Genomic DNA, 18674 nt, shown 5'->3' on the forward strand with positions numbered 1-18674 from the left:
GCCCCCGCGAGATCGCGGGGGCCATCAGTCACCGGGGGAGATGGGTTCAGACGGTCAGGGTCCAGGTGTCGAGCGTGCCCGTGTCGCCGGCGAAGATGTCGGTGACCTTCAGGGTCCACACGCCGTTGCGGGTCTCGCTGGACAGGTCGACGACGTAGGTGGCGTTGAGGTTGGCGACGTCGTCACCGGAGATCGAGCTCTTCAGCTTGTACGTGGTGCCGTCCGGGGCGACCAGGTCGATGCGCAGGTCGCCGCGGTCGGCGTGGCGCACGGCGACCTTGACGGTCGCGGCCTTGGCACCCGTGCCGGCGCAGTTGGCGATGGTGACCTTGCTGGAGACGGCGGCGCGGTCGGCGATGAACATGTCGGCGCCGTTGGTGCCCGGGGCGCAGGCGGCCGGCGTGGTCGGGGCGGGCGTGGTCGGGTTGGTGACCGGGGTGGTCGGGGTCGTCGGCGTGGTCGGGGTGGTCGGGGTGGTCGGCGCCGGGGCGGCGATCAGGCCGGCGGTGTTGAGCAGCTTGTTCGGCGAGCCGCTGCCGGCGCCCGTCACGACGTTGCTGACGGCGGCGTTGACCAGCGCGTCACGGACCTGCGCCGGGGTGGCCGTCGGGTGACCGGCCAGGTAGAGCGCGGCCGCGCCGGCCACGTGCGGGGTGGCCATCGAGGTGCCGCTCATCTTCTGCGTGCCGGTGTTGCTGCTGTTCGCGCTGGACAGGATGTTCACGCCGGGGGCGAAGATGTCCAGGCAGGAGCCGAAGTTGGAGAAGCTGGCACGGGCGTCCTTGCTGTCCGTCGCGCCGACGGTGATCGCCTCGGGCAGGCGGGCCGGGGACTTGGTGCAGGCGTTGGCGGAGTCGTTGCCGCCGGCGACCGCGTAGGTGACCCCGGACGCGATCGACCGCTTGACCGCGTCGTCGAGGGTGGAGCCGGCCGAGCCGCCCAGGCTCATGTTCGCCACGGCGGGCTTGACGGCGTTCTTCGTCACCCAGTCGACACCGGCGATGATCTGCGAGTAGGAGCCGCTGCCCTGGCAGTCCAGCACCCGGACGCCGACCAGCTTGACGTCCTTGGCCACGCCGTAGGTGGCGCCACCGATGGTGCCGGCGACGTGCGTGCCGTGGCCCTGGCAGTCGGTCGAGTCCGCGTCCTTGTCGACGAAGTCGTAGCCGGACCGGGCCCGCCCGCCGAACTCCGAGTGGGTCGCCCGCAGGCCGGTGTCGATGATGTACGCCGTGACGTTGCTGGCCGGCCCGTAGGTGTAGGAGCCGTTCAGCGGCAGCGCCTGCTGGTCGATGCGGTCCAGGCCCCAGGTCGCGCTGGTCTGCGTGGTGGCCTCGATCTGGACGATGCGGTCCTGCTCGACGTACTTGACGGCCGGGTCGGCGGCGAGGCGGCGCGCGGCGGTCGAGCTCATCGAACCGGAGAAGCCCTTGACCGTGCTGTCGAACCGGGTGCTCACCGTGCCGCCGACCTTGCCCGCGAGGGCGTCGGACGTCGTCGTCGAGCCGTCCTTCAGGACCACGATGTAGCGGTCCTTGAGCGCCCCGTCCTCGCCGGCGCCGCGGACGGTGCCCAGTGCGGGGGCGGCCGAAGCGGTGGAGGCGAAGGAGAAGGCGCCGGCAGCGGCGGCGGTCATGGCCAGAACGGTGAGAACGCGGCGGTTCAGCATATGTCTACATCCCTTGCTTTCATGTTTTCCGGCATTGCCTTGCAGAAATAAGATTGCGGGCCGCCGGTGGTGCCCCCGGGACCCGTGCAGGTGCAGGGAAGTTGCGTGCGTTCCGGGGCTTCCGGCCGCGACGCCCCGCCGGCCGGTCCACGCCCCCGACGGCCTCTCCTTCCCCGACAACCGGCCGACGCCGACCGGTCGGAGCTCACCTCCGGTCGGCGGGCCCGCACAGCGGAAAAGCCCGCCCGGACGACGTCCGGGCGGGCTTTTCCGTGCGGTGGGGAATCAGAGCTTCACGTTGAAGCGCGGGTCGGCGGCGATCTTCTTGAAGCCGGCGAGGGCCTCCGGGGTGTCGTCCATGCGGATGTCGTGGCCGTTCTGGTCCTTCGCGGTCTCGAAGTAGACCAGGCCCTTGATCTGCGGCATCTTCGCCAGCTGCGGCAGGACGGTGGCGTACACGTCGGCCTTGTTCTTGCCCACGACCGTCGCCGACGAGTCGTAGACGCCCCACTCGGCGACCATGATCGGCTTGCCGGGGTGCTTGGTGGTGGCCCAGGTGTACCAGCCGGGGAACTTCGCCTTGTCGTTGGTGCGGTTCATCAGGTAGTTGAAGTCGCCGTAGTGGAAGCCGCCCGGCTGCGCGTTGTTGTACGTGTCCACGCCGACCCAGTCCACGACGTCGTCGCCGGGGTACAGGTCGCCCCACCAGGACGTGTTGTTCCACTTCTCGTAGTTCATGTAGGCGACGACGAAGACGGCGTTGGTGACCCCGTTGGCCTTCATGCGCAGCGCGGTGTGGCGGAACATCGCGGCGTAGTCCTTGGCGGTCATGCCGGAGCCGGCGGTGGCGTTGACGTCGTTCTCCGGCTCGTGGTGCAGGACCATGAAGAACTTCTTGGTGCCGTAGTTGGTCTTGATGTACGTGGAGAGCCGGTCGATGCGCGCGTCCTGGTCGCCGTTGGCGACGTTGGCCCACTTCGTGCCGTAGCCGACCTTCCAGTTCAGCATCAGGGTGCGGGGGCTGGCCGGGTCGCTGCTCATGGCGATCTCGTCCTTGGTCGGGAAGAGCTCGTCACCCTTGTGGTACGTGTGGTAGATCGTCGACGTCCGGCCGGTCTTCTGCTCGAAGGTCTTCAGCGCCTCGTCGCGGGGCACGTCGGAGAAACCGCCGGCGGCGGCGCCCCACAGCACGCCGCAGGACGGCACGAGCTTCGCGTCGACCTTGCACTCGGCCGGGGTGGTCGGGGTGGGCGTCGCCTCGACCGGCTTCGTCGCGGGCGGTGTGGTCGTCGGCGGCTTCGTCGCCGGGGGTGTGGTCGTCGGCTTCGTCGCGGGCGGTGTCGTCGTCGGGGGCTTCGTGGCCGGCGGTGTCGTCGTCGGGGGCTTTGTCGCCGGCGGTTTGGTGGCGGCCGGGCGGGTCACGGTGAGGGTCAGGGCGGGCTGGCCGGTGGTGGCCTCGGCCGACCTGAAGCGGGCCGGGCTGTTCGCGACCCGGGAGGTCACGGCGAACGTGTAGGTGCCGGCGCCCTTGACGATCGAGCTGACGTCGAAGGAGACCGCGGCCGCGTCGCTCTTCGGCTTGGCGGTGCTGACGGCCGCGCCGACCGCCGGGTCGTTCTTCGCCGAGAGGGCCTTCTCGGTCCACGCCGTGTCGGCGACCTTGCTGATCGTCAGCGCGTTCGGCAGGGTCTTGCTCTCGCGGGTCAGGACGACCTGGGCGCTCTTGACGGTCACGCCGGTGCCGGGGGACGGGACCGTGAACTTCAGGTAGGTGACCATCGTGTCGCTGCCGGAGCGGCCCGCCACCAGGGTGTCCGACGTGCCGAAGGTGTACGTCGGGCGGCTGCTGGAGCTGTAGCCGTCCTCACTCGCACCGGTGCGGACGATGTCGGTGGTCTCGGCGCCGGCGGTGCCGGAGAAGGTCACGGTGCCGGCGGCGGCACCAATGGCAAGGGCGGCGAGCGGCATCAATGTGCGGGTGTGGCGGCGAATCATCTATGTGGGCCCTTCCGTGGATGGCGAATCCTGTGCAGCGGTGGTGCCGTCCGGGGTTGTCATCCGGACCTCCACAAGATTCGGCAACCCGGGTTACACCCCTGGTTCGCCGTGCGTTGCCGTTCGGGTGCCCGCCCTCCGGCCGTTCTGTCCACAGTGGACTTGCCAGGCGTGTACCGCGCTCATGGGCAGCTGGCCGGGCGGGTGGTGTCGAGAAGTTGCCGCGGGGGTATGTGACGTCCACCAGTGATGCATCGGACGAACGGCCAGAGTCGGCAACCTGCCAGTGACCAAATGCCAACGCTTACGAACTAGTCGCTCAAATCAGGCGAACGTATTGTTAGGTGGGTAAGGCGCAACACCGGTAAAAGCCATATTTCATTCAGCAGCTGACCGCTTCGACTCGAGGAGACTGCGATGACCCCGATGCTGATCTCGCGCCCGGCCGTTCACGTCGTCCCCGAGCTGACGGGGGAGCGCTGCGACAGCTGCGGTGCCGCCGCCAAGGCTCGAGTGACGTTCGGCGCCTCCGGCGACCTGTCGTTCTGTGGCCACCACACCAACAAGTACGCCGACCGGATCGCCGCCACCGCGGACAAGATCGTGGTCGAGGCGGGCTTCGACTGGCGCGGCTGACCACCTCGCAGGCACTTCGCAAACCAGGGCGGGCCTCCTCCGGTGGGGGCCCGCCCTTTGCGTGTGTGCGTGTTGTCCGTTAGCTGCCGAAAAATCGGATATGTGATAGCTAGCATTTGACCGTGCAGCGCAAGCCGAGTCCGCATCCCCGCCCTGTTCCGATGGCGGGCCGGCCCTTCGTGCCGCTCGCCGTCGCCGGCGTCTTTCTGGTGGCGTTCTCGGTGGCGGTGCCGGCGATGCTGCATCAGGCGCTGTCCGGCTTCGCGATGCTCGTCGCCCTCGGTGCCGCCGGCGTGGCCGTGCTCCTGGTGCGGCACCGGTCCGACCGGCTCAAGCGCTCCCTCGCCAGCTCCTCGGCGCGCAGCAAGGGCCTCGAACGGGAGCTGCGGCAGCGGGCCGGCCGGGATCCGGTGACCGGGCTGGCGAACCGGCGGCAGCTCACCGAGCGGCTCGACCAGGTGCTCACCGGCGTCACCCCCGGCGTGACGGTCGCGCTGCTCGACCTCGACGGCTTCAAGGACGTCAACGACACGCTCGGCCACGCCGCCGGCGACGAACTGCTGGTGCAGGTGTCGCGGCGGCTGCGGGCGGCGCTGCCGGACGCCGACGTCCTCGCCCGGCTCGGCGACGACGAGTTCGCGGTCGTCTGGCGCGGCGCCGACCACGCGGTTGAGGACGCCCTCGCGCAGTTGCGGCCCTCGTACCCCGTCGCCGGGCGGCAGGTGCACCTCACCGGCAGCGCCGGGCTCGTCGCGATCGGCGACCAGCGCAGCTCCACCGACGTGCTGCGCGACGCGGACCTCGCCCTCGACGCGGCGAAACACGCCGGCAAGGACAGGATCGTCCGGTTCGACCCGGACCTGCGCGCCGCCGCGGCCCGCCACCGCGAGCTGGCCGCCGGTCTGCGCCGGGCCCTCGCCGAGGACGAGTTCGAGCTGCACTACCAGCCGGTCGTGCGCCTCGCCGACGGCCGGATCACCGCGGTCGAGGCGCTGCTGCGCTGGCCGGCGGCCGGGGTGCCGCCGCTGGCGTTCATCCCGGTCGCCGAGGCCACCGGGCTGATCGTGCCGCTCGGCTGGTGGGTGCTGCGGCAGGCCTGCACCGACGCGCGCGCGTGGCACGAGCGCGACGGCGTCGCCGTCACCGTCAACGTCTCCGGGCACCAGCTGCGCGAGCAGGACTTCGTCGAGCGGGTCCTCGCCGTCCTCGACGAGACCGGCCTGCCACCCGCCGCGCTGGTCCTCGAGCTCACCGAGTCCGTCCTGGTCGACGACGCCGAGCGCACCGCACGCCTCGGCCGGCTGCGGGAGCGGGGGGTGCGCATCGCCGTGGACGACTTCGGCACGGGCTACTCGTCGCTGGCATATCTCGTACACCTCCCGGTCGACATTCTCAAGATCGACCGGACGTTCACCGCGTCAGGCGTCGACTCCACCCTGATGCGCGTCATCCTGCAGCTGGCGGAGGGGTTGTCGCTGCACACGGTGGCCGAGGGGGTCGAGACGGCCGCGCAGGCGACCGCCCTTCGATCGTTGGGGTGCCAGTACGCGCAGGGATACCTGTACTCCCGGCCGGTCCCGGCGGGCTCGCTGTTCATGTGATCTGTCGGCTGTGTGTTGTCACCCTGTCCGCAACCTGGTGGACACGGCGGTACACCTCCGGGAGCGTCTGATTGGAGGAAGCCGAAGGGGGTACAAGATGACGCCGCAGCTTCTGGAACACGTCCGGGCCGAAGCGCTGTTCGTGTCCGACGTGCAGTCCTCCGATCCGATGAGCCCCGAGCACATCCGCACGGCCGTGATGCGCAGTGTCCGGCGGCACGGGCCGCGGGGATGCGCCGCGCTGGTGGCCCACGAGTTCGGTGAGCACCCCGACACCGCGGTCAACCGGATGGGTTGGGTGCTGGGGGTCGTGCGGCTGGCGTACGCCGCCTGAGGGTTTCTGTCGTACCCCTGGGTGAGAATCCGGGGTATGAGATTCGTCGAGCTGGCCTCCGTCTCCGCCGCTGTCGCGCGGACCTCGGGGCGCAACGCCAAGATCGACCTACTCGCCGAGGCGCTGCGGAAGCTGGACCCCGCCGAGGTTTCGCCCGGCGCCTCCTATCTGTCCGGTGAGCTGCGCCAGCGCCAGACCGGCGTCGGCTATGCGGCACTGCGGGAGCTCCCACCGCCCGCCGAGACCGCCTCGCTGTCGGTGACCGATGTCGACGAGGCCTTCGCGGCGATGGCGCAGCTGGCCGGCAAGGGCTCGCAGGCCGCCCGGCGGGATCGGGTCGCCGCCCTCTTCGGCGCCGCCACCGAGGCCGAGCGCCACTTCCTCATCGGCCTGCTCAGCGGCGAGCTGCGGCAGGGCGCGCAGGCCGGCCTCCTGGTCGACGCCGTCGCCCGCGCCTCCGGCGTCCCCATCGCGGCCATCCGCCGGGCGCTGCTGCTGGCCGGCGACCTGAAGATCGTCGCCGTCGACGCGCTGACCGCCGGCGCCGAAGCCCTGGACGCCTACCGGCTGACCGTCGGGCGCCCCCTCGCCCCGATGCTCGCGCAGAGCGCAGCGACCGCGACCGACGCCCTGGCCGACACCGGCGTCCCGGCCGCCGCCGACACCAAGATCGACGGGGTGCGGATCCAGGTGCACCGCGCCGGCGAGCAGATCGCCGTGTTCAGCCGCAGCCTCGACGACCTCACCGCCCGCGTGCCGATGGTCGTGGAGGCGGTCCGTGGCCTCGCCGTGTCCTCCGTGGTGCTCGACGGCGAGGCCGTCGGCGTCGACGACACCGGCCGGGCCGTGCCGTTCCAGGAGACGTCGAGCCGGGCCGCGCGCCGCGACGGCACCGCCGTGCTCCAGCCGTTCTTCTTCGACATCCTGCACCTCGACGGCGTCGACCTGCTCGACGAGCCGGCGTCGGTGCGGTGGGCGGCCCTCGAACGGGTCGTGCCGGCACCGCTGCGGGTCGAGCGCGTCATGCTCGACACGGCGCAGGACGCCGAGCGGGTGTTCGCGGCCGCGGTCGCCGCCGGGCACGAGGGTCTCGTGGTCAAGTCCGCTGCCGCCCCCTATGACGTCGGCCGGCGCGGCGCCGCCTGGGTCAAGGTCAAGCCCCGCCACACGCTCGACCTGGTCGTCCTCGCCGTCGAGTGGGGGCACGGCCGGCGCAAGGGCCTGCTGTCCAACCTGCACCTCGGCGCCCGCGACCCGCTGACCGGCGGTTTCGTGATGCTCGGCAAGACGTTCAAGGGCATGACCGACGAGATGTTGCGCTGGCAGACCGAGCGGCTGCGGGGCCTCGCCGTCGAGGAGTCGGAGTGGGTCGTCAAGGTCCGGCCCGAGCTGGTCGTCGAGATCGCGTTCGACGGGGTGCAGACCTCACCGCGCTATCCCGGCGGCGTCGCGCTGCGCTTCGCCCGCGTCCTGCGCTACCGGGAGGACAAGCGCGCCGACGAGGCCGACACGATCGACGCCGTCCGGGCCATCCACACGCCGCCCGCGGCGGGTGCGTCGCCTCAGGCGGGTGCGTCGCCTCAGGCGGGGGCGTCGTGAAGCTCGTCCAGCAGGTCCTCCGGCTCCGGGCCCCGTGCCTCGCGGCGGGCCAGGTAGCCGAAGCCGTAGAGGGTCAGCGCGGCGAGCAGCCACCACTGCAGCACGTAGCCGGCGTTCTGCAGGGCGTTCTGCTTCTCCGGCTTGACCGCCGTCAGGCCCGGCGCCGGCTGGTCGATGCTGACGTAGGCGTCGTAGATGGCGTAGGGCATCACTGGCGCGATCGCCGACGGTGTGATCCGGCGGATCTCCAGGCGGCCGTTGACCTCCTTCGGCAGGCCGCCGCGGCTCTCCGCCGGCCGCAGCCGCCCGAGCACGGTCTGCTCGCCGTCCGGCGCGGCCGGCACCGTGGGCATCGCGAGCGCGCCGCCCTCGGCCGGCGCCACCCAGCCCCGGTCGACCAGCACCGCGGTGCCGTCGGCGAGGACCAGCGGGGTCAGCACCTCGAAGCCGACCCGGCCCTCCACCGTCCGCCCCCGCACGAGAATCTCGCGGGAGGCGTCGAAGCGGCCGACGACCTGCACCCGCAACCACTCCGTGTGACCGCCGGGCGCCACGCCGACCGTGCCGGGCGCGCCGCCGGGGTGCGGCACCACGCCGGTCAGCGGCACCGGGGTGGCCGACGTCCCCGCCGTGATCCGGGCGTTGATCGACGCTCGTTGGTGATAGCGGTCCAGCTGCCAGAAGCCCAGAAGCACCATCACCGTCGCCGCGGCGACGGTCAGCGCGGCGTAGCCGAGCCACCGAGGCGACGCGAGAAACCGGTACACAACCAAGCACGGTATCCGGTGCGTTCCGGACAGTCGCTGTGGCGCCCACCCGGTATCGTCCGGGACACACGTTTGCCCCAGCGCCAGAGGAGCATCATGAGCACGATCCCGAGGCTGGTGATCAGCGCGCCATCCTCCGGTCACGGCAAGACTGCCGTCTCCGTAGGTCTGTTGTCCGCGCTGTCGGCCCGGGGTTACCGGGCCGCCGGATTCAAGATCGGCCCCGACCACGTCGACGCCGCCTACCTGGGCCTGGCCGCCGGCCGCCCGGGCCGCAACCTCGACCCGCGCATGATCGGCGCCAAGCGGATCGGCCCGCTGTTCGCCCACGGCGCCGGCTCGCTGGACATCGCCGTGGTCGAGGGCACGATGGGCCTGTTCGACGGGCTCGCCGGCCGCACCGACAGCGAGTCGACCGCCCAGATCTCGGGCCTGCTGCGCGCGCCGGTGGTCCTCGTCGTGGACGTCGGCGCCATGGGGCAGTCCGTCGCCGCGCTCGTGCACGGCTTCCGCGCCTATGACGAGCTGCTCTGGCTCGGCGGCGTCATCCTCAACCGGGTCGCCTCCTCCCGGCACGAGCAGCTGCTCCGCGAGGCCCTCGACGACATCGGCGTGCCCGTGCTCGGCGCCCTGCGCCGCCACGCCCTCACCGACATCGGCGACGCCGGCGCGCCACTGCCGTCCCGGCACCACGGCGTAGCCCCCGTCGTGCACCACAACCTCGACGCGGTCCGCGCCGTCCGCCGCCTCGGCGAGGTCATCGCCGGCGCCGTCGACATCGACCGGACCATGGCCCTGGCCCGCTCCGCGCCCAGGCTCACCTCCGACCCGTGGAGCGCCGCCGAGGAGGTCGCCGCCGCGCGCACCGCCGAGCCGGCCGTGGCCCGCATCGGCCGCCGCCCCATCATCGGCGTCGCCTTCTCCTATCCGGAGACCGCCGAGCTGCTCACCGCCGCCGGCGCCGAGGTCGTCCCCTTCGACCCGCTGCGCGACGAGTTCCTCCCCGACGGCGCCGACGCCCTGGTCGTCGGCGGCGCCCTGCCCGAGTCCTATGCGGAGGAGCTGGGCTTCAACAGCCGCCTCCGCGCCGCCGTCGCCGCGCACGCCGCCGCCGGCAAACCGATCGCCGCCGAGGGCACCGGCCTCGTCTGGCTCTGCCGCGACTTCAACGGCCGCCCCATGTGCGGCGTCGTGGACGCCTCCGCCCGCGAGACTGACCTCGTCGTCCTCGGCTACCGCGAGGCCACCGCCCGCAGCTCGTCCGTCCTGCTGCCCGTCGGCGCCCAGGTCGTCGGGCACAAGATGCACCGCACCACGATCAGCCCCCGGGCCGGCCTGCAGGCTGCCTGGACCTGGGCCGGCGGCCCGGCGGAGGGCTTCGTGCACCGCGGCGTCCACGCCTCCTATCTCGGCCTGCACTGGGCCGGCACGCCGTCCATCGCGTCCCGCTTCGTGGCCGCCACCGGCGCCGCTGTCGCCCCTGCCCAGGGCCAGTGGACGACGCCCAGCGCCCACCCCTACGGCCGCCCGTCCGTCGTCCCGGCCGCCCAGGCCCCATCGGACAGCGGCTCGACGCTGCAGTTCCCGGCCGCGGCCCCGACCACCGCGGCCGGCGTTCCCGCCGCCGCCAACCTGTCGAAGACCGGCGTGCCCGGCCCGACCGTGCCCGACCCGGCACGCGGGCCGATCGACCCCGCCACTTCCGGCCCGGCTCCGGTCTCGGCTCCGGCTGCTTCCGGTCCGGCTCAGGTCTCGGCTTCGGCTGCTTCCGGTCCGGCTCCGGCTGCTTCCGGCGCGGCTCCGGCTGCTTCCGGCTCGGCTTCCGGCTTGGCCCCAGTTTCGGCTCCGGCTGCTTCCGGCTCGGTCTCGGCCCCGGTCGCTTTTGCCGCGCCTGGCGGCGTCCAGGCTGCTTTCGTTGCGCCTGGCGGCGTTCCGGCTGCCAGCCCGGTGTCGGTTCCCGGTCCGGTCTCGGCGCCCGGCGGGTTCGTCGCTTCGGCGCCGACGACCTATTCGCCGCCGGCCCCGGTCGTGGGCCCAGGCGCTGTGACGCCGGTCTCGGCCCCGTCCACATACTCGTCCCCGGCGCCGGTGTCGGCGCCGTCCAGCTATTCGTCGCCCGCACCGGGCCCGTCCAGCTACTCGTCCCCGGCGCCGGCCCCGTCCAGCTACTCGTCCCCGGCGCCGGCCCCATCCAGCTACTCGACGCCGGCGCCGGTGTCGTCCACCTACTCGTCGTCCGGGGCTTCGGCCGGTCCTGCCGGTTCGGTCTCGGCTCCGTCGGCGTACGCGGCGCCCGGCCCGGCCGCCGGCGCCCCTGCGCACGCACCAGCCGGACCCCGCCCGCCGGCCGCACCGGCGCCCGCCGGTCGCCCGCTGGCACCGACACGGTCACTCGCCGGCACGCCGGCGGAGGCGGCCGCGGGGGCCTGGACGGATCATCCGGCCGTAACCGGGTCGGGAAGCGAGGAGGCGCCGACCGCGGTCATGCAGACGACGGCGACCTCGGGCGCACCATCACCCGCAACCTCGTCCGGCGTCACCGGCGCTCAGTCCGGCGTCTGGTCCGGTGCCGCGTCCGGCGTCACCGGCGCCCCGTCTGGCGTCTCCGGCGCTCAGTCCGGCGTGTCGTCCGGCGTGTCGTCCGGCGCTCCGGCGGGCTCCACGACCGGCGCCTCGTCCGGCGTCTCGTCCGGCGTCTCCGGCGCTGCGGCGGGCTCCACGACCGGCGCCCCGTCCGGCGTCTCGTCTGGCGTCTCGTCTGGCGTCTCCGGCGCTCAGCCCGGCGTGTCGTCCGGCGCTGCGGCGGGCTCGACGACCGGTGCCGGCGGCGACGACGAGCTCGACGGGATCGCGTCGAGCCCGTTCGGCCCCACCAGTCGGGCCGGTGTCGCACTGGCGTCCGCCAGCCACGCAGCGAGCTCCGGCACCCAGCCGACGGGTTCGGGCACTGCGGTGGCGCCCGGGGTTGGGCCGTCCACCGCGGCTGTTGAGGCGAGCGTTAGGGTGCCTTCCACCCCGAACCCGCCCGCGCCGGCCTCCGGACTGCCATCGTCTGGGGTTGTGCCGACGACCGTCTCCGCTCCGCCCGTGTCCACCCAGTCCACGACCTCGCCGCCCACCGCCACGCGACCGCTGAGCGGCCGGGCCAGTGCCGCGAGCTCCGGCAGTGCCGCCTCTCCCGTGTCCGGAGCCGCCGTGATTGGCTCCGAGGCCGTCGGTGGGTCCACCGGCGGGGCCGATCCCGGGTCAGGGACCGGTGCCTCGGGGTACCGGCCTGCGGAGGGCTCCGCGGCGCCGTCGGCGACATCGTCCGCCGTGCCGGTGTCGACGCCGCCGCTGAGCGGGCAGAGCGGGCACCAGTGGTCGAGCGCGCCGGCGACATCGTCCGCGGTGCCGGTCTCGTCCGCCCCGATGCCGACCGTCGCGGCGCCCGTGTCGGCGGCGCCGGCCGGGATGACGGTGATTCCCGCCGCCGGGTCCGACCTGGTCGCGTCCGATGAGGCGCCGACCGCGTACCTGCAGCTTCCGGCCCAGGGGCACGACCCGCTCGGCGCCGCCGACCACAGCCCCGTCTCGGCACCGCCGGACTCCGGCACCGCGGCGCGTGGCGGCATGACCGGCGGGCCGGCGCGGGCCGCTGCGTCCGGGGAGCCGAGGCCCGGGCATTCGAGGTCCGGGGAGGGCGCGACCGGTGAGGCGGGGCGTGCCGGGGACGCCGGGGACGGGCCGCCGACGTCGGGGCCGCCCGCCGGCGGGGCGACGGAGGCCGCCTAGTGTCGACCTGGTCGGTGGCGTTGCGCCGCTTCCCGTCGCTGTCGGTCCAGACGCCCAGGTTGTCGGTGCGGCCGTTGTGCGCCGACGACGACAAGCGGGTCGGTGAGATCTTCGCGGACCGTCTCGTGCGGCGGTGGCTGCCGATCGCGCAGGACGACAACAGCGAGTTCGACGGCTATTCGTGGTGCACGGAGCTGGCCGTGGAGCGCCGCGACAGCGGCGCCGGCGACCACTACGGCATCGTGCGACGCGAGGACGAGCGGCTCGTCGGCTGCCTCTGGACGAAGAACACCGACTGGCTGAACCGGTCGACGGAGATCGCATACGCGGTGGCCGCCGACGCCCGCGGCTACGGTGTCGCCCCCGAGGCGGTCGACGTCCTGGCGCTGTCGCTGCTGCTGGAGCACCGGTTCCAGCGGATCGAGCTGCGGGTCGCACCCGGCAACGTGGCGTCCCGGCGGGTGGCGGAGAAGGCCGGGTTCACGTATGAGGGCCTGATGCGCAACGCCGGGTCCCTGCACAGTGGCCGGGTCGACCTGGAGAGCTGGTCGCTGGTCCCCGCCGATATCCGCTGACCGCACCTGCCCCGCAGGTCGAGGTCACGGGCCGCACCGGAGCTTCGCCGCCGACGTGAAGCCGGCCTGCACAAGTGCCACGTGCGCCGGGCGATCCTGCCGCAACCCGGAGGATCCCCGGGCCTCTGACCGGGGGATCCTTCGGCCGGAGGACCGGCTGCGGGACGAGTTCGGCCGATCTGGCCGTGGCCCGGTGGTGAGGGTGTCGGGGTCAGCGGCGGGGTTTGAAGGCTCGAGGCTTCGCGTTCGCGCCGTAGGCGATCGTCGTGCTCGGTGGGGTGAACTGGCGCACGGCGGTGCCGGTCAGAGCGTCGCGGAGGGTCTCGGCGACCGTCTCGCGGGGTTTGCCGGCGTTGGCCGAGCCGACCCGGTGCAGCGGGTTGTCGGGGTCGGCGATGAAACCGGCGATCGTCAGGCCGGGCGTCATGCCGACGAACCAGGCGGCCCGGTTGTCGTCGGTCGTCCCGGACTTTCCGGCGACGGGGCGGCGGACGGTGGGGTACACCTTCGACGCGGTGCCCCAGCCGCCGCAGTCGCCGGTGGCGGCCTTGAAGCCGGTGACGCATCGGGCCGCGTCGACCGCGCCCCGGGCCACGTCGGGGGAGAGGACGCGGGCGCAGCGCGGGGCGGCTACCGGCACACCTGCCGCATCCGTTGCCTCGGTGCCGTCGACCTGTCTGATCGAGGTGACGGGGATGGGTTCGCAGTGGATGCCGTCGGCGGCGACGGTGGCGAAGGCGCCCGCCATCTCCAGGGGGGTGGTGTCGGCCACGCCCAGGGTGAAGGCGCCCCACGTCTTCGCCTTCGCCGGGGAGGCCTGCAGCCGGTCGATGCCGGTGCGCCAGTGCAGGCCCAGGCGCTCCGCCATGCGGACCGCGGACTCGGCGCCGACGCGCTGTTCGAGCTGGACGAAGAAGGTGTTGACGGACTTGCCGAAGCCGGACCACATGGTCTGGCGGCCGGTCATGGAGTTGGAGGCGTTGGAGGGGCACCAGCTGTCGACGCCGCAGCGGGCCGGGCTGTCGCGGCCGGTCTTGTACTTCGACACGAAGGTCTTCGGGGAGTCGATCGCGGTCGACAGGGGCATGCCCTGTTCGAGGGCGGCGAGCAGCGTGAACATCTTGAAGGTGGAGCCGGCCTGGTAGCCGGCCATGTCGCCGCCGCCCAGCAGCGGGTTGACCGTGTTGGGGTAGTTGCCGCGGAGGCGTTTGCGCTGGCGGGGGTCGGAGTGCGGGCCGTTGCTGGCGCGGTCGAGGGAGTAGGTGCGGTTCACGGCCATGGCGCGGATGAGGCCGGTGCCGGGTTCGACGGCGACCTGGCCCAGGGCGTACGCGCTGCGGGTCTTCTCCCGCTTCAGCACCTGCGCCTGCGCGACGGCCTGGATGCGCGGGTCGAGCGAGGTGACCACGGTGTAGCCGCCGCGGCGCAGCTTGTCCAGGCGCTCGTCGGAGGTGGCGCCGAGCCCGGGCTGGTTGCTCCACCAGGACCGGAACATCGCGCAGAAGAAGCCCCAGCCGGGCTGGGTGGCGAGGCAGTCGTTCGGCGGTTCGCTGAGTTTCAGCGCGATCGGGGTGGCCCGCGCGGCCGAGGCCGCCGCGGCGTCGAGGTAGCCGAGGTCGGCCATCCTGTCTATGACGTAGTCACGGCGGACGGTGGCGGCCGAGGCACCGGCGGCGGGGTCGTACGAGGACGGCGCCTGGACCAGGCCGGCCAGCAGGGCCGCCTCGGGGACGGTGAGGTCGGCGGGGCGCTTCGAGAAGTACACCTCGGCGGCGGCGAGGACGCCGTAGGCGCGGTGCCCGAAGTAGGCGACGTTGAGGTACCGCTCCAGGATCTCGGTCTTGCTCATGTGCTTTTCGAGCTCGATCGCGAGCTTCATCTCACGCAGTTTGCGGGCGCCGGTCTGCTCCGTCGCCTCGGAGACCTCGGCCGGGGTGTCGGCGCTGTCGCGCAGGACGTTGCGCACGTACTGCATGGTGAGCGTCGAGGCGCCCTGCGAGACGGCGCCGGCCTTCTGGTTGGCGACGAACGCGCGGGCGACGCCCTTGAAGTCGACGCCGTGGTGCTCCCAGAAGCGGGCGTCCTCGGCGGCGACGATGGCCTTCTGGATGTTGGGCGAGATCGTCTTGAGGGTGGTGTACGTGCGGTACTCCTCGTAGAACTGCGCGAGCAACGTCGTGCCGTCGGCGGCGTAGACGTGGCTGGTCTGCGCGGGCAGCGAGGAGCGCAGCGCGCCGACCGGGGTGGCGAGGGCGTCGGTGCCGCGCTTCACGCCGGCGCCGGTGAGGGCGACCATCGGATAGATGAGCGCGGCGATCACGAGCCCGACGATGAGCCCGGTCCGGACGAGGGCCACGAATCCGCCGGCCACCCGGAGCGTGCGCGCGATCACATCTCCAAGCTAGGACAAATCGCCTCGCTGTACGCGACGATCGCCTGATGCTGCGGTTCCATGGTGATGCCGAGGTCGCGCCGGGTCTGGTCGACCTGGCGGTCAACGTGCGACAGGAGACGCCGCCGTCGTGGCTCACGGGCCCGATCGCGGCGTCGCTGGCGCACCTCGCGCGGTATCCGGATCCGGTGGAGGCGACGGCGGCGATCGCGGCGCGGCACGGGCGGCCGGCTGACGAGGTGCTGCTGACCGCGGGGGCCGCACAGGCGTTCACGCTGCTGGCGCAGGCGCTGCGGCCCGCGCACGCGGTGGTGGTGCATCCGCAGTTCACCGAGCCGGAGAGCGCGCTGCTGACCGCGGGCCACGCGGTGGACCGGCTGATCCTCGACGCCGAGGACGGATTTACACTGAAAAATCCGCCGGAATCGGCGGATCTCGTCATCGTCGGAAATCCCACCAATCCAACGTCATGTCTGCATAAATCAGCGCAAATCGCGAGCTGGGTCAGGGCAGGGCGGACGGTCGTCGTCGACGAAGCGTTCGCGGACACCGTCCCCGGGGAGCCCGAAACGCTCACCGGCAACCGCGACGTCGTCGTCATCCGGAGCCTGACGAAGACCTGGGGCCTCGCCGGGCTGCGCATCGGCTACGTCCTGGGCCCCCGCGACCTGATCGCCGAACTGGCCCGCCACGCACCCCTGTGGAGCGTCTCGACGCCCGCCCTGGCCGCCGCCCTCGCGTGCGCGTCGCCGCGCGCCGTGCAGACCGAGCGGGCCATCGCGGAGCGGCTCACCGCCGACCGGGACCACCTCGTCGCCGCGCTGCGCCGGGAAGGCGTGGCGGTCGCCGGTGTGCCCCGCAGCTCGTTCGTGCTGATCAGGGTCGCCGATGGCACGCGGGTCCGGGAGGCGCTGCGGGCCCACGGCTTCGCGGTGCGACGTGGCGAAACGTTCCCGGGACTGGGCCAGGACTGGTTACGTATTGCGGTGCGGGACACTGCCACGAGTGACGCGTTCGTCGCGGTGTTGTCGAAGGTACTGGGAGGGTGAGCATGCTTACGGAGACACTCGCGGCGATCCGGCCGCTCGACGACGAGGCGATCGCGGCGGCCAGGGCGCTGCAGGCCAGGCTGACGAAGCCACCGGGCTCGCTCGGTGCGCTGGAGATGCTCGCGGTGCGCCTCGCGGGGCTGGCCGGCGCGTGCCCGCCGCCCATCCCGGAGCCCGCCGCGCTGGCGATCTTCGCCGGCGACCACGGGGTGCACGCGCAAGGGGTGACGCCGTGGCCGCAGGAGGTCACGGGGCAGATGGTCGCCAACTTCCTGGCCGGCGGGGCGGTCGTCAACGCGTTCGCCCGGCAGTGCGGCGCGACCGTCACCGTCGTCGACGTCGGCGTGAAGACCACCCTCGACCCGGCCAAGGGGCTGGAGCTGCGCAAGGTCCGGGCCGGCACCCGTGACCTCAGCGTCGAGCCGGCGATGACCCGCGAGGAGGCGCTGCAGGCCGTCGAGGTCGGCATCGAGATCGCCCAGAAGCTCGTCGACGAGGGCGCGAAGGTGCTGCTGACCGGCGACATGGGCATCGCCAACACCACCCCGTCGGCGGCGCTGATCGCCGCGTTCACGCACGCCGACCCGGCCGCGGTGACCGGCCTCGGCACCGGCATCGACAGCGAGACCCACGCCCGGAAGGTGGCGGTCGTCACGTCCGCGGTCGTCGCGCTGCACGCCGAGGACCCGGTCGACGTCCTCGCCGCCGTCGGTGGCCTGGAGCACGCCGCCCTCGTCGGCTACATCCTGCGCGGCGCGGCGCTGCGCGTTCCCGTGATCATCGACGGGGTCATCGCCGCGTCGGCGGCCCTCGCCGCCGCCGCGCTCGCCCCGGCCAGCACCGCGGCGATGGTCGCCGGGCACCGGTCGGCCGAACCCGGCGCCAGCGTGGCGCTCAGCTATCTTGAGCTGGAACCGCTCGTCGACCTGGGCCTGCGCCTGGGCGAGGGCACCGGCGCCGTCCTGGCGCTGCCGATCGTGGCCAGTGCTGTCCGCGTGTTGCACGAGGTAGCCACTTTCGACTCAGCTGGAGTTGCCCACAAGTGAACCCATACCCCCTCGGTCTGGTGCTCAACGGTTTGCGTGTCCTGGTGGTCGGCGGCGGTGCCGTGGCCACCAGGCGCGTTCCCGCGCTGCTCGACGCCGCCGCGGACGTCGTGCTGGTGTCACCCCACATCACCCCGGCACTGCGGGCGCACGTCGACGCCGGCCGGGTCACCTGGCGCGCCCGGCGCTTCGAGCCGTCCGACATCGACGACGCGTGGCTGGTCCACGTGGCGGTCAGCGACCCCGACGCGGCGGCCACGATCAGCGACCTCGCGGCGGCCCGCCGGGTCTTCTGCGTCCGTGCCGACGACCGCCACGCCGCCACCGCCTGGACCCCGGCGGTGACCCGGCAGGGGCCGGTGACCGTCGCCGTGCTCGGCGGGGGCGACCCGGCCCGTTCCGTCGCCGTCCGTGACGCGATCGGCGAGCAGCTCGCCGCCGGCGCGATCGTGGCCGCCACCCCGCCCGAGGCCGCACCCGGCCGGGTCGCGCTGGTCGGCTCCGGCCCCGGCGACCCGGAGCTGCTGACGGTCCGGGGGCGCCGGCTCCTGGCCGCCGCCGACGTGGTCGTCATCGACCGGCTCGCCGCCGGGCTCCTGCTGGACGAGTTGCGGCCCGAGGTCGAGCTGTTCGACGCCTCGAAGATCCCCTACGGCCCGTCGGCCGCGCAGGAGGAGATCAACCGGGTCCTCGTCGACCGGGCCCGGCAGGGGAAGTTCGTGGTCCGGCTCAAGGGCGGCGACCCGTACGTCTTCGGACGTGGCGGCGAGGAACTGCTGGCCTGTGTGGCAGCCGGGGTGCCGGTGAGCGTCGTGCCCGGCATCAGCAGCTCGATCGCGGTGCCCGCCGCGGCCGGCATCCCGATCACCCACCGGGGGCTGGCGCACGAGTTCACCGTCGTCTCCGGGCACCTCGCGCCGACCCACCCCGAGTCGCTGGTCGACTGGGCCGCCCTCGCCCGGCTGCGGGGCACCCTGAGCATCCTGATGGGCCTGAAGAACCTCCCGGCGATCGCCTCGGTCCTGCAGGAGCACGGCCGGGCGCCGGACACCCCGGTCGCGGTGATCCAGGAGGGCACGACCCGCGGCCAGCGGGTGGTGCGCGCGCAGCTGTCCACGGTCGCGGACGCGGTGAAGGAGGCGGCGCTGCGCCCGCCCGCGGTCATCGTCGTGGGCCCGGTCGTCGACGCCCTGACATAGCCGTTTTGCTCATGATCCGGAAGACCTGTGCACCCAGG

The 18674-nt window shown here is 73.0% G+C and carries 13 protein-coding genes; 9 read left to right on the top strand and 4 right to left on the bottom strand.

All coding sequences use genetic code 11. The features are described from left to right. Positions 1-46: 46 nt before the first annotated feature. Both Dsi01nite_RS19255 and Dsi01nite_RS58355 read right to left on the bottom strand, forming a co-directional pair. Positions 47-1636, bottom strand: a complete 1590-nt coding sequence (locus Dsi01nite_RS19255; RefSeq protein WP_203847578.1) for a S8 family peptidase — start codon at positions 1634-1636, stop codon at positions 47-49. A gap of 318 nt (positions 1637-1954) precedes the next feature. Further along, positions 1955-3664, bottom strand: a complete 1710-nt coding sequence (locus Dsi01nite_RS58355; protein WP_275423395.1) for a CBM96 family carbohydrate-binding protein — start codon at positions 3662-3664, stop codon at positions 1955-1957. A 417-nt stretch (positions 3665-4081) separates the two neighbouring features. On the opposite strand from Dsi01nite_RS58355, the gene Dsi01nite_RS19265 reads away from it, so the two are divergent. The 4 genes from Dsi01nite_RS19265 to Dsi01nite_RS19280 all read left to right on the top strand — a co-directional run bounded on the left by Dsi01nite_RS19265 (position 4082) and on the right by Dsi01nite_RS19280 (position 7834). Continuing rightward, on the top strand, positions 4082-4300 hold the full coding sequence (locus Dsi01nite_RS19265) for a DUF7455 domain-containing protein (protein ID WP_203847579.1): 219 nt from the start codon (positions 4082-4084) through the stop codon (positions 4298-4300). A 161-nt stretch (positions 4301-4461) separates the two neighbouring features. Then, on the top strand, positions 4462-5901 hold the full coding sequence (locus tag Dsi01nite_RS19270) for a putative bifunctional diguanylate cyclase/phosphodiesterase (RefSeq protein ID WP_203847580.1): 1440 nt from the start codon (positions 4462-4464) through the stop codon (positions 5899-5901). A 97-nt stretch (positions 5902-5998) separates the two neighbouring features. Beyond that, positions 5999-6235 carry a hypothetical protein gene (locus Dsi01nite_RS19275; RefSeq protein WP_203847581.1) on the top strand — a complete coding sequence of 79 codons (237 nt, stop codon included), beginning with the start codon at positions 5999-6001 and terminating at the stop codon, positions 6233-6235. Positions 6236-6271: 36 nt separating this feature from the next. After that, the gene (locus Dsi01nite_RS19280; RefSeq protein ID WP_203847582.1) at positions 6272-7834 is read left to right on the top strand and encodes an ATP-dependent DNA ligase; all 1563 of its coding nucleotides are present in this window, start codon (positions 6272-6274) and stop codon (positions 7832-7834) included. Here the strand turns inward: Dsi01nite_RS19280 and Dsi01nite_RS19285 are convergent. Next, positions 7816-8601 (bottom strand): SURF1 family cytochrome oxidase biogenesis protein, encoded by a 786-nt coding sequence (locus Dsi01nite_RS19285; protein ID WP_203847583.1) that lies wholly within the window; start codon positions 8599-8601, stop codon positions 7816-7818. The genes Dsi01nite_RS19280 and Dsi01nite_RS19285 overlap by 19 nt on opposite strands. 96 nt (positions 8602-8697) lie before the next feature. Between Dsi01nite_RS19285 and Dsi01nite_RS58715 the strand changes: the two genes are divergently transcribed. Both Dsi01nite_RS58715 and Dsi01nite_RS19295 read left to right on the top strand, forming a co-directional pair. Next, the gene (locus Dsi01nite_RS58715) at positions 8698-12375 is read left to right on the top strand and encodes a cobyrinic acid a,c-diamide synthase CobB (RefSeq protein ID WP_308442067.1); all 3678 of its coding nucleotides are present in this window, start codon (positions 8698-8700) and stop codon (positions 12373-12375) included. Further along, positions 12375-12950 (top strand): GNAT family N-acetyltransferase, encoded by a 576-nt coding sequence (locus Dsi01nite_RS19295; protein WP_239135999.1) that lies wholly within the window; start codon positions 12375-12377, stop codon positions 12948-12950. Before Dsi01nite_RS58715 ends, Dsi01nite_RS19295 begins: the two co-directional genes overlap by 1 nt. Before the next feature lie 211 nt (positions 12951-13161). On the opposite strand, the gene Dsi01nite_RS19300 is transcribed toward Dsi01nite_RS19295, so the two are convergent. Then, positions 13162-15342: a transglycosylase domain-containing protein gene (locus tag Dsi01nite_RS19300; protein WP_373318796.1), complete on the bottom strand. Its 2181-nt coding sequence runs from the start codon at positions 15340-15342 to the stop codon at positions 13162-13164. A gap of 47 nt (positions 15343-15389) precedes the next feature. On the opposite strand from Dsi01nite_RS19300, the gene cobC reads away from it, so the two are divergent. Genes cobC through cobA form a run of 3 tightly spaced genes read left to right on the top strand, consistent with a single transcriptional unit; the run spans position 15390 to position 18636 of the window. Further along, on the top strand, positions 15390-16391 hold the full coding sequence (gene cobC, locus Dsi01nite_RS19305; protein WP_203847584.1) for an Rv2231c family histidinol phosphate aminotransferase CobC: 1002 nt from the start codon (positions 15390-15392) through the stop codon (positions 16389-16391). A gap of 2 nt (positions 16392-16393) precedes the next feature. Continuing rightward, positions 16394-17437: a nicotinate-nucleotide--dimethylbenzimidazole phosphoribosyltransferase gene (gene cobT / locus Dsi01nite_RS19310; protein ID WP_203847585.1), complete on the top strand. Its 1044-nt coding sequence runs from the start codon at positions 16394-16396 to the stop codon at positions 17435-17437. Beyond that, a complete protein-coding gene (gene cobA, locus Dsi01nite_RS19315; RefSeq protein ID WP_203847586.1) occupies positions 17434-18636 on the top strand; it encodes a uroporphyrinogen-III C-methyltransferase in 1203 nt (400 codons plus the stop codon). The genes cobT and cobA overlap by 4 nt, the downstream gene beginning before the upstream one ends. The last annotated feature ends 38 nt before the right edge of the window (positions 18637-18674 follow it).

The sequence above is a fragment of the Dactylosporangium siamense genome, assembly GCF_016862795.1.
In the GTDB taxonomy this organism is placed as follows: Bacteria; Actinomycetota; Actinomycetes; order Mycobacteriales; family Micromonosporaceae; genus Dactylosporangium; species Dactylosporangium siamense.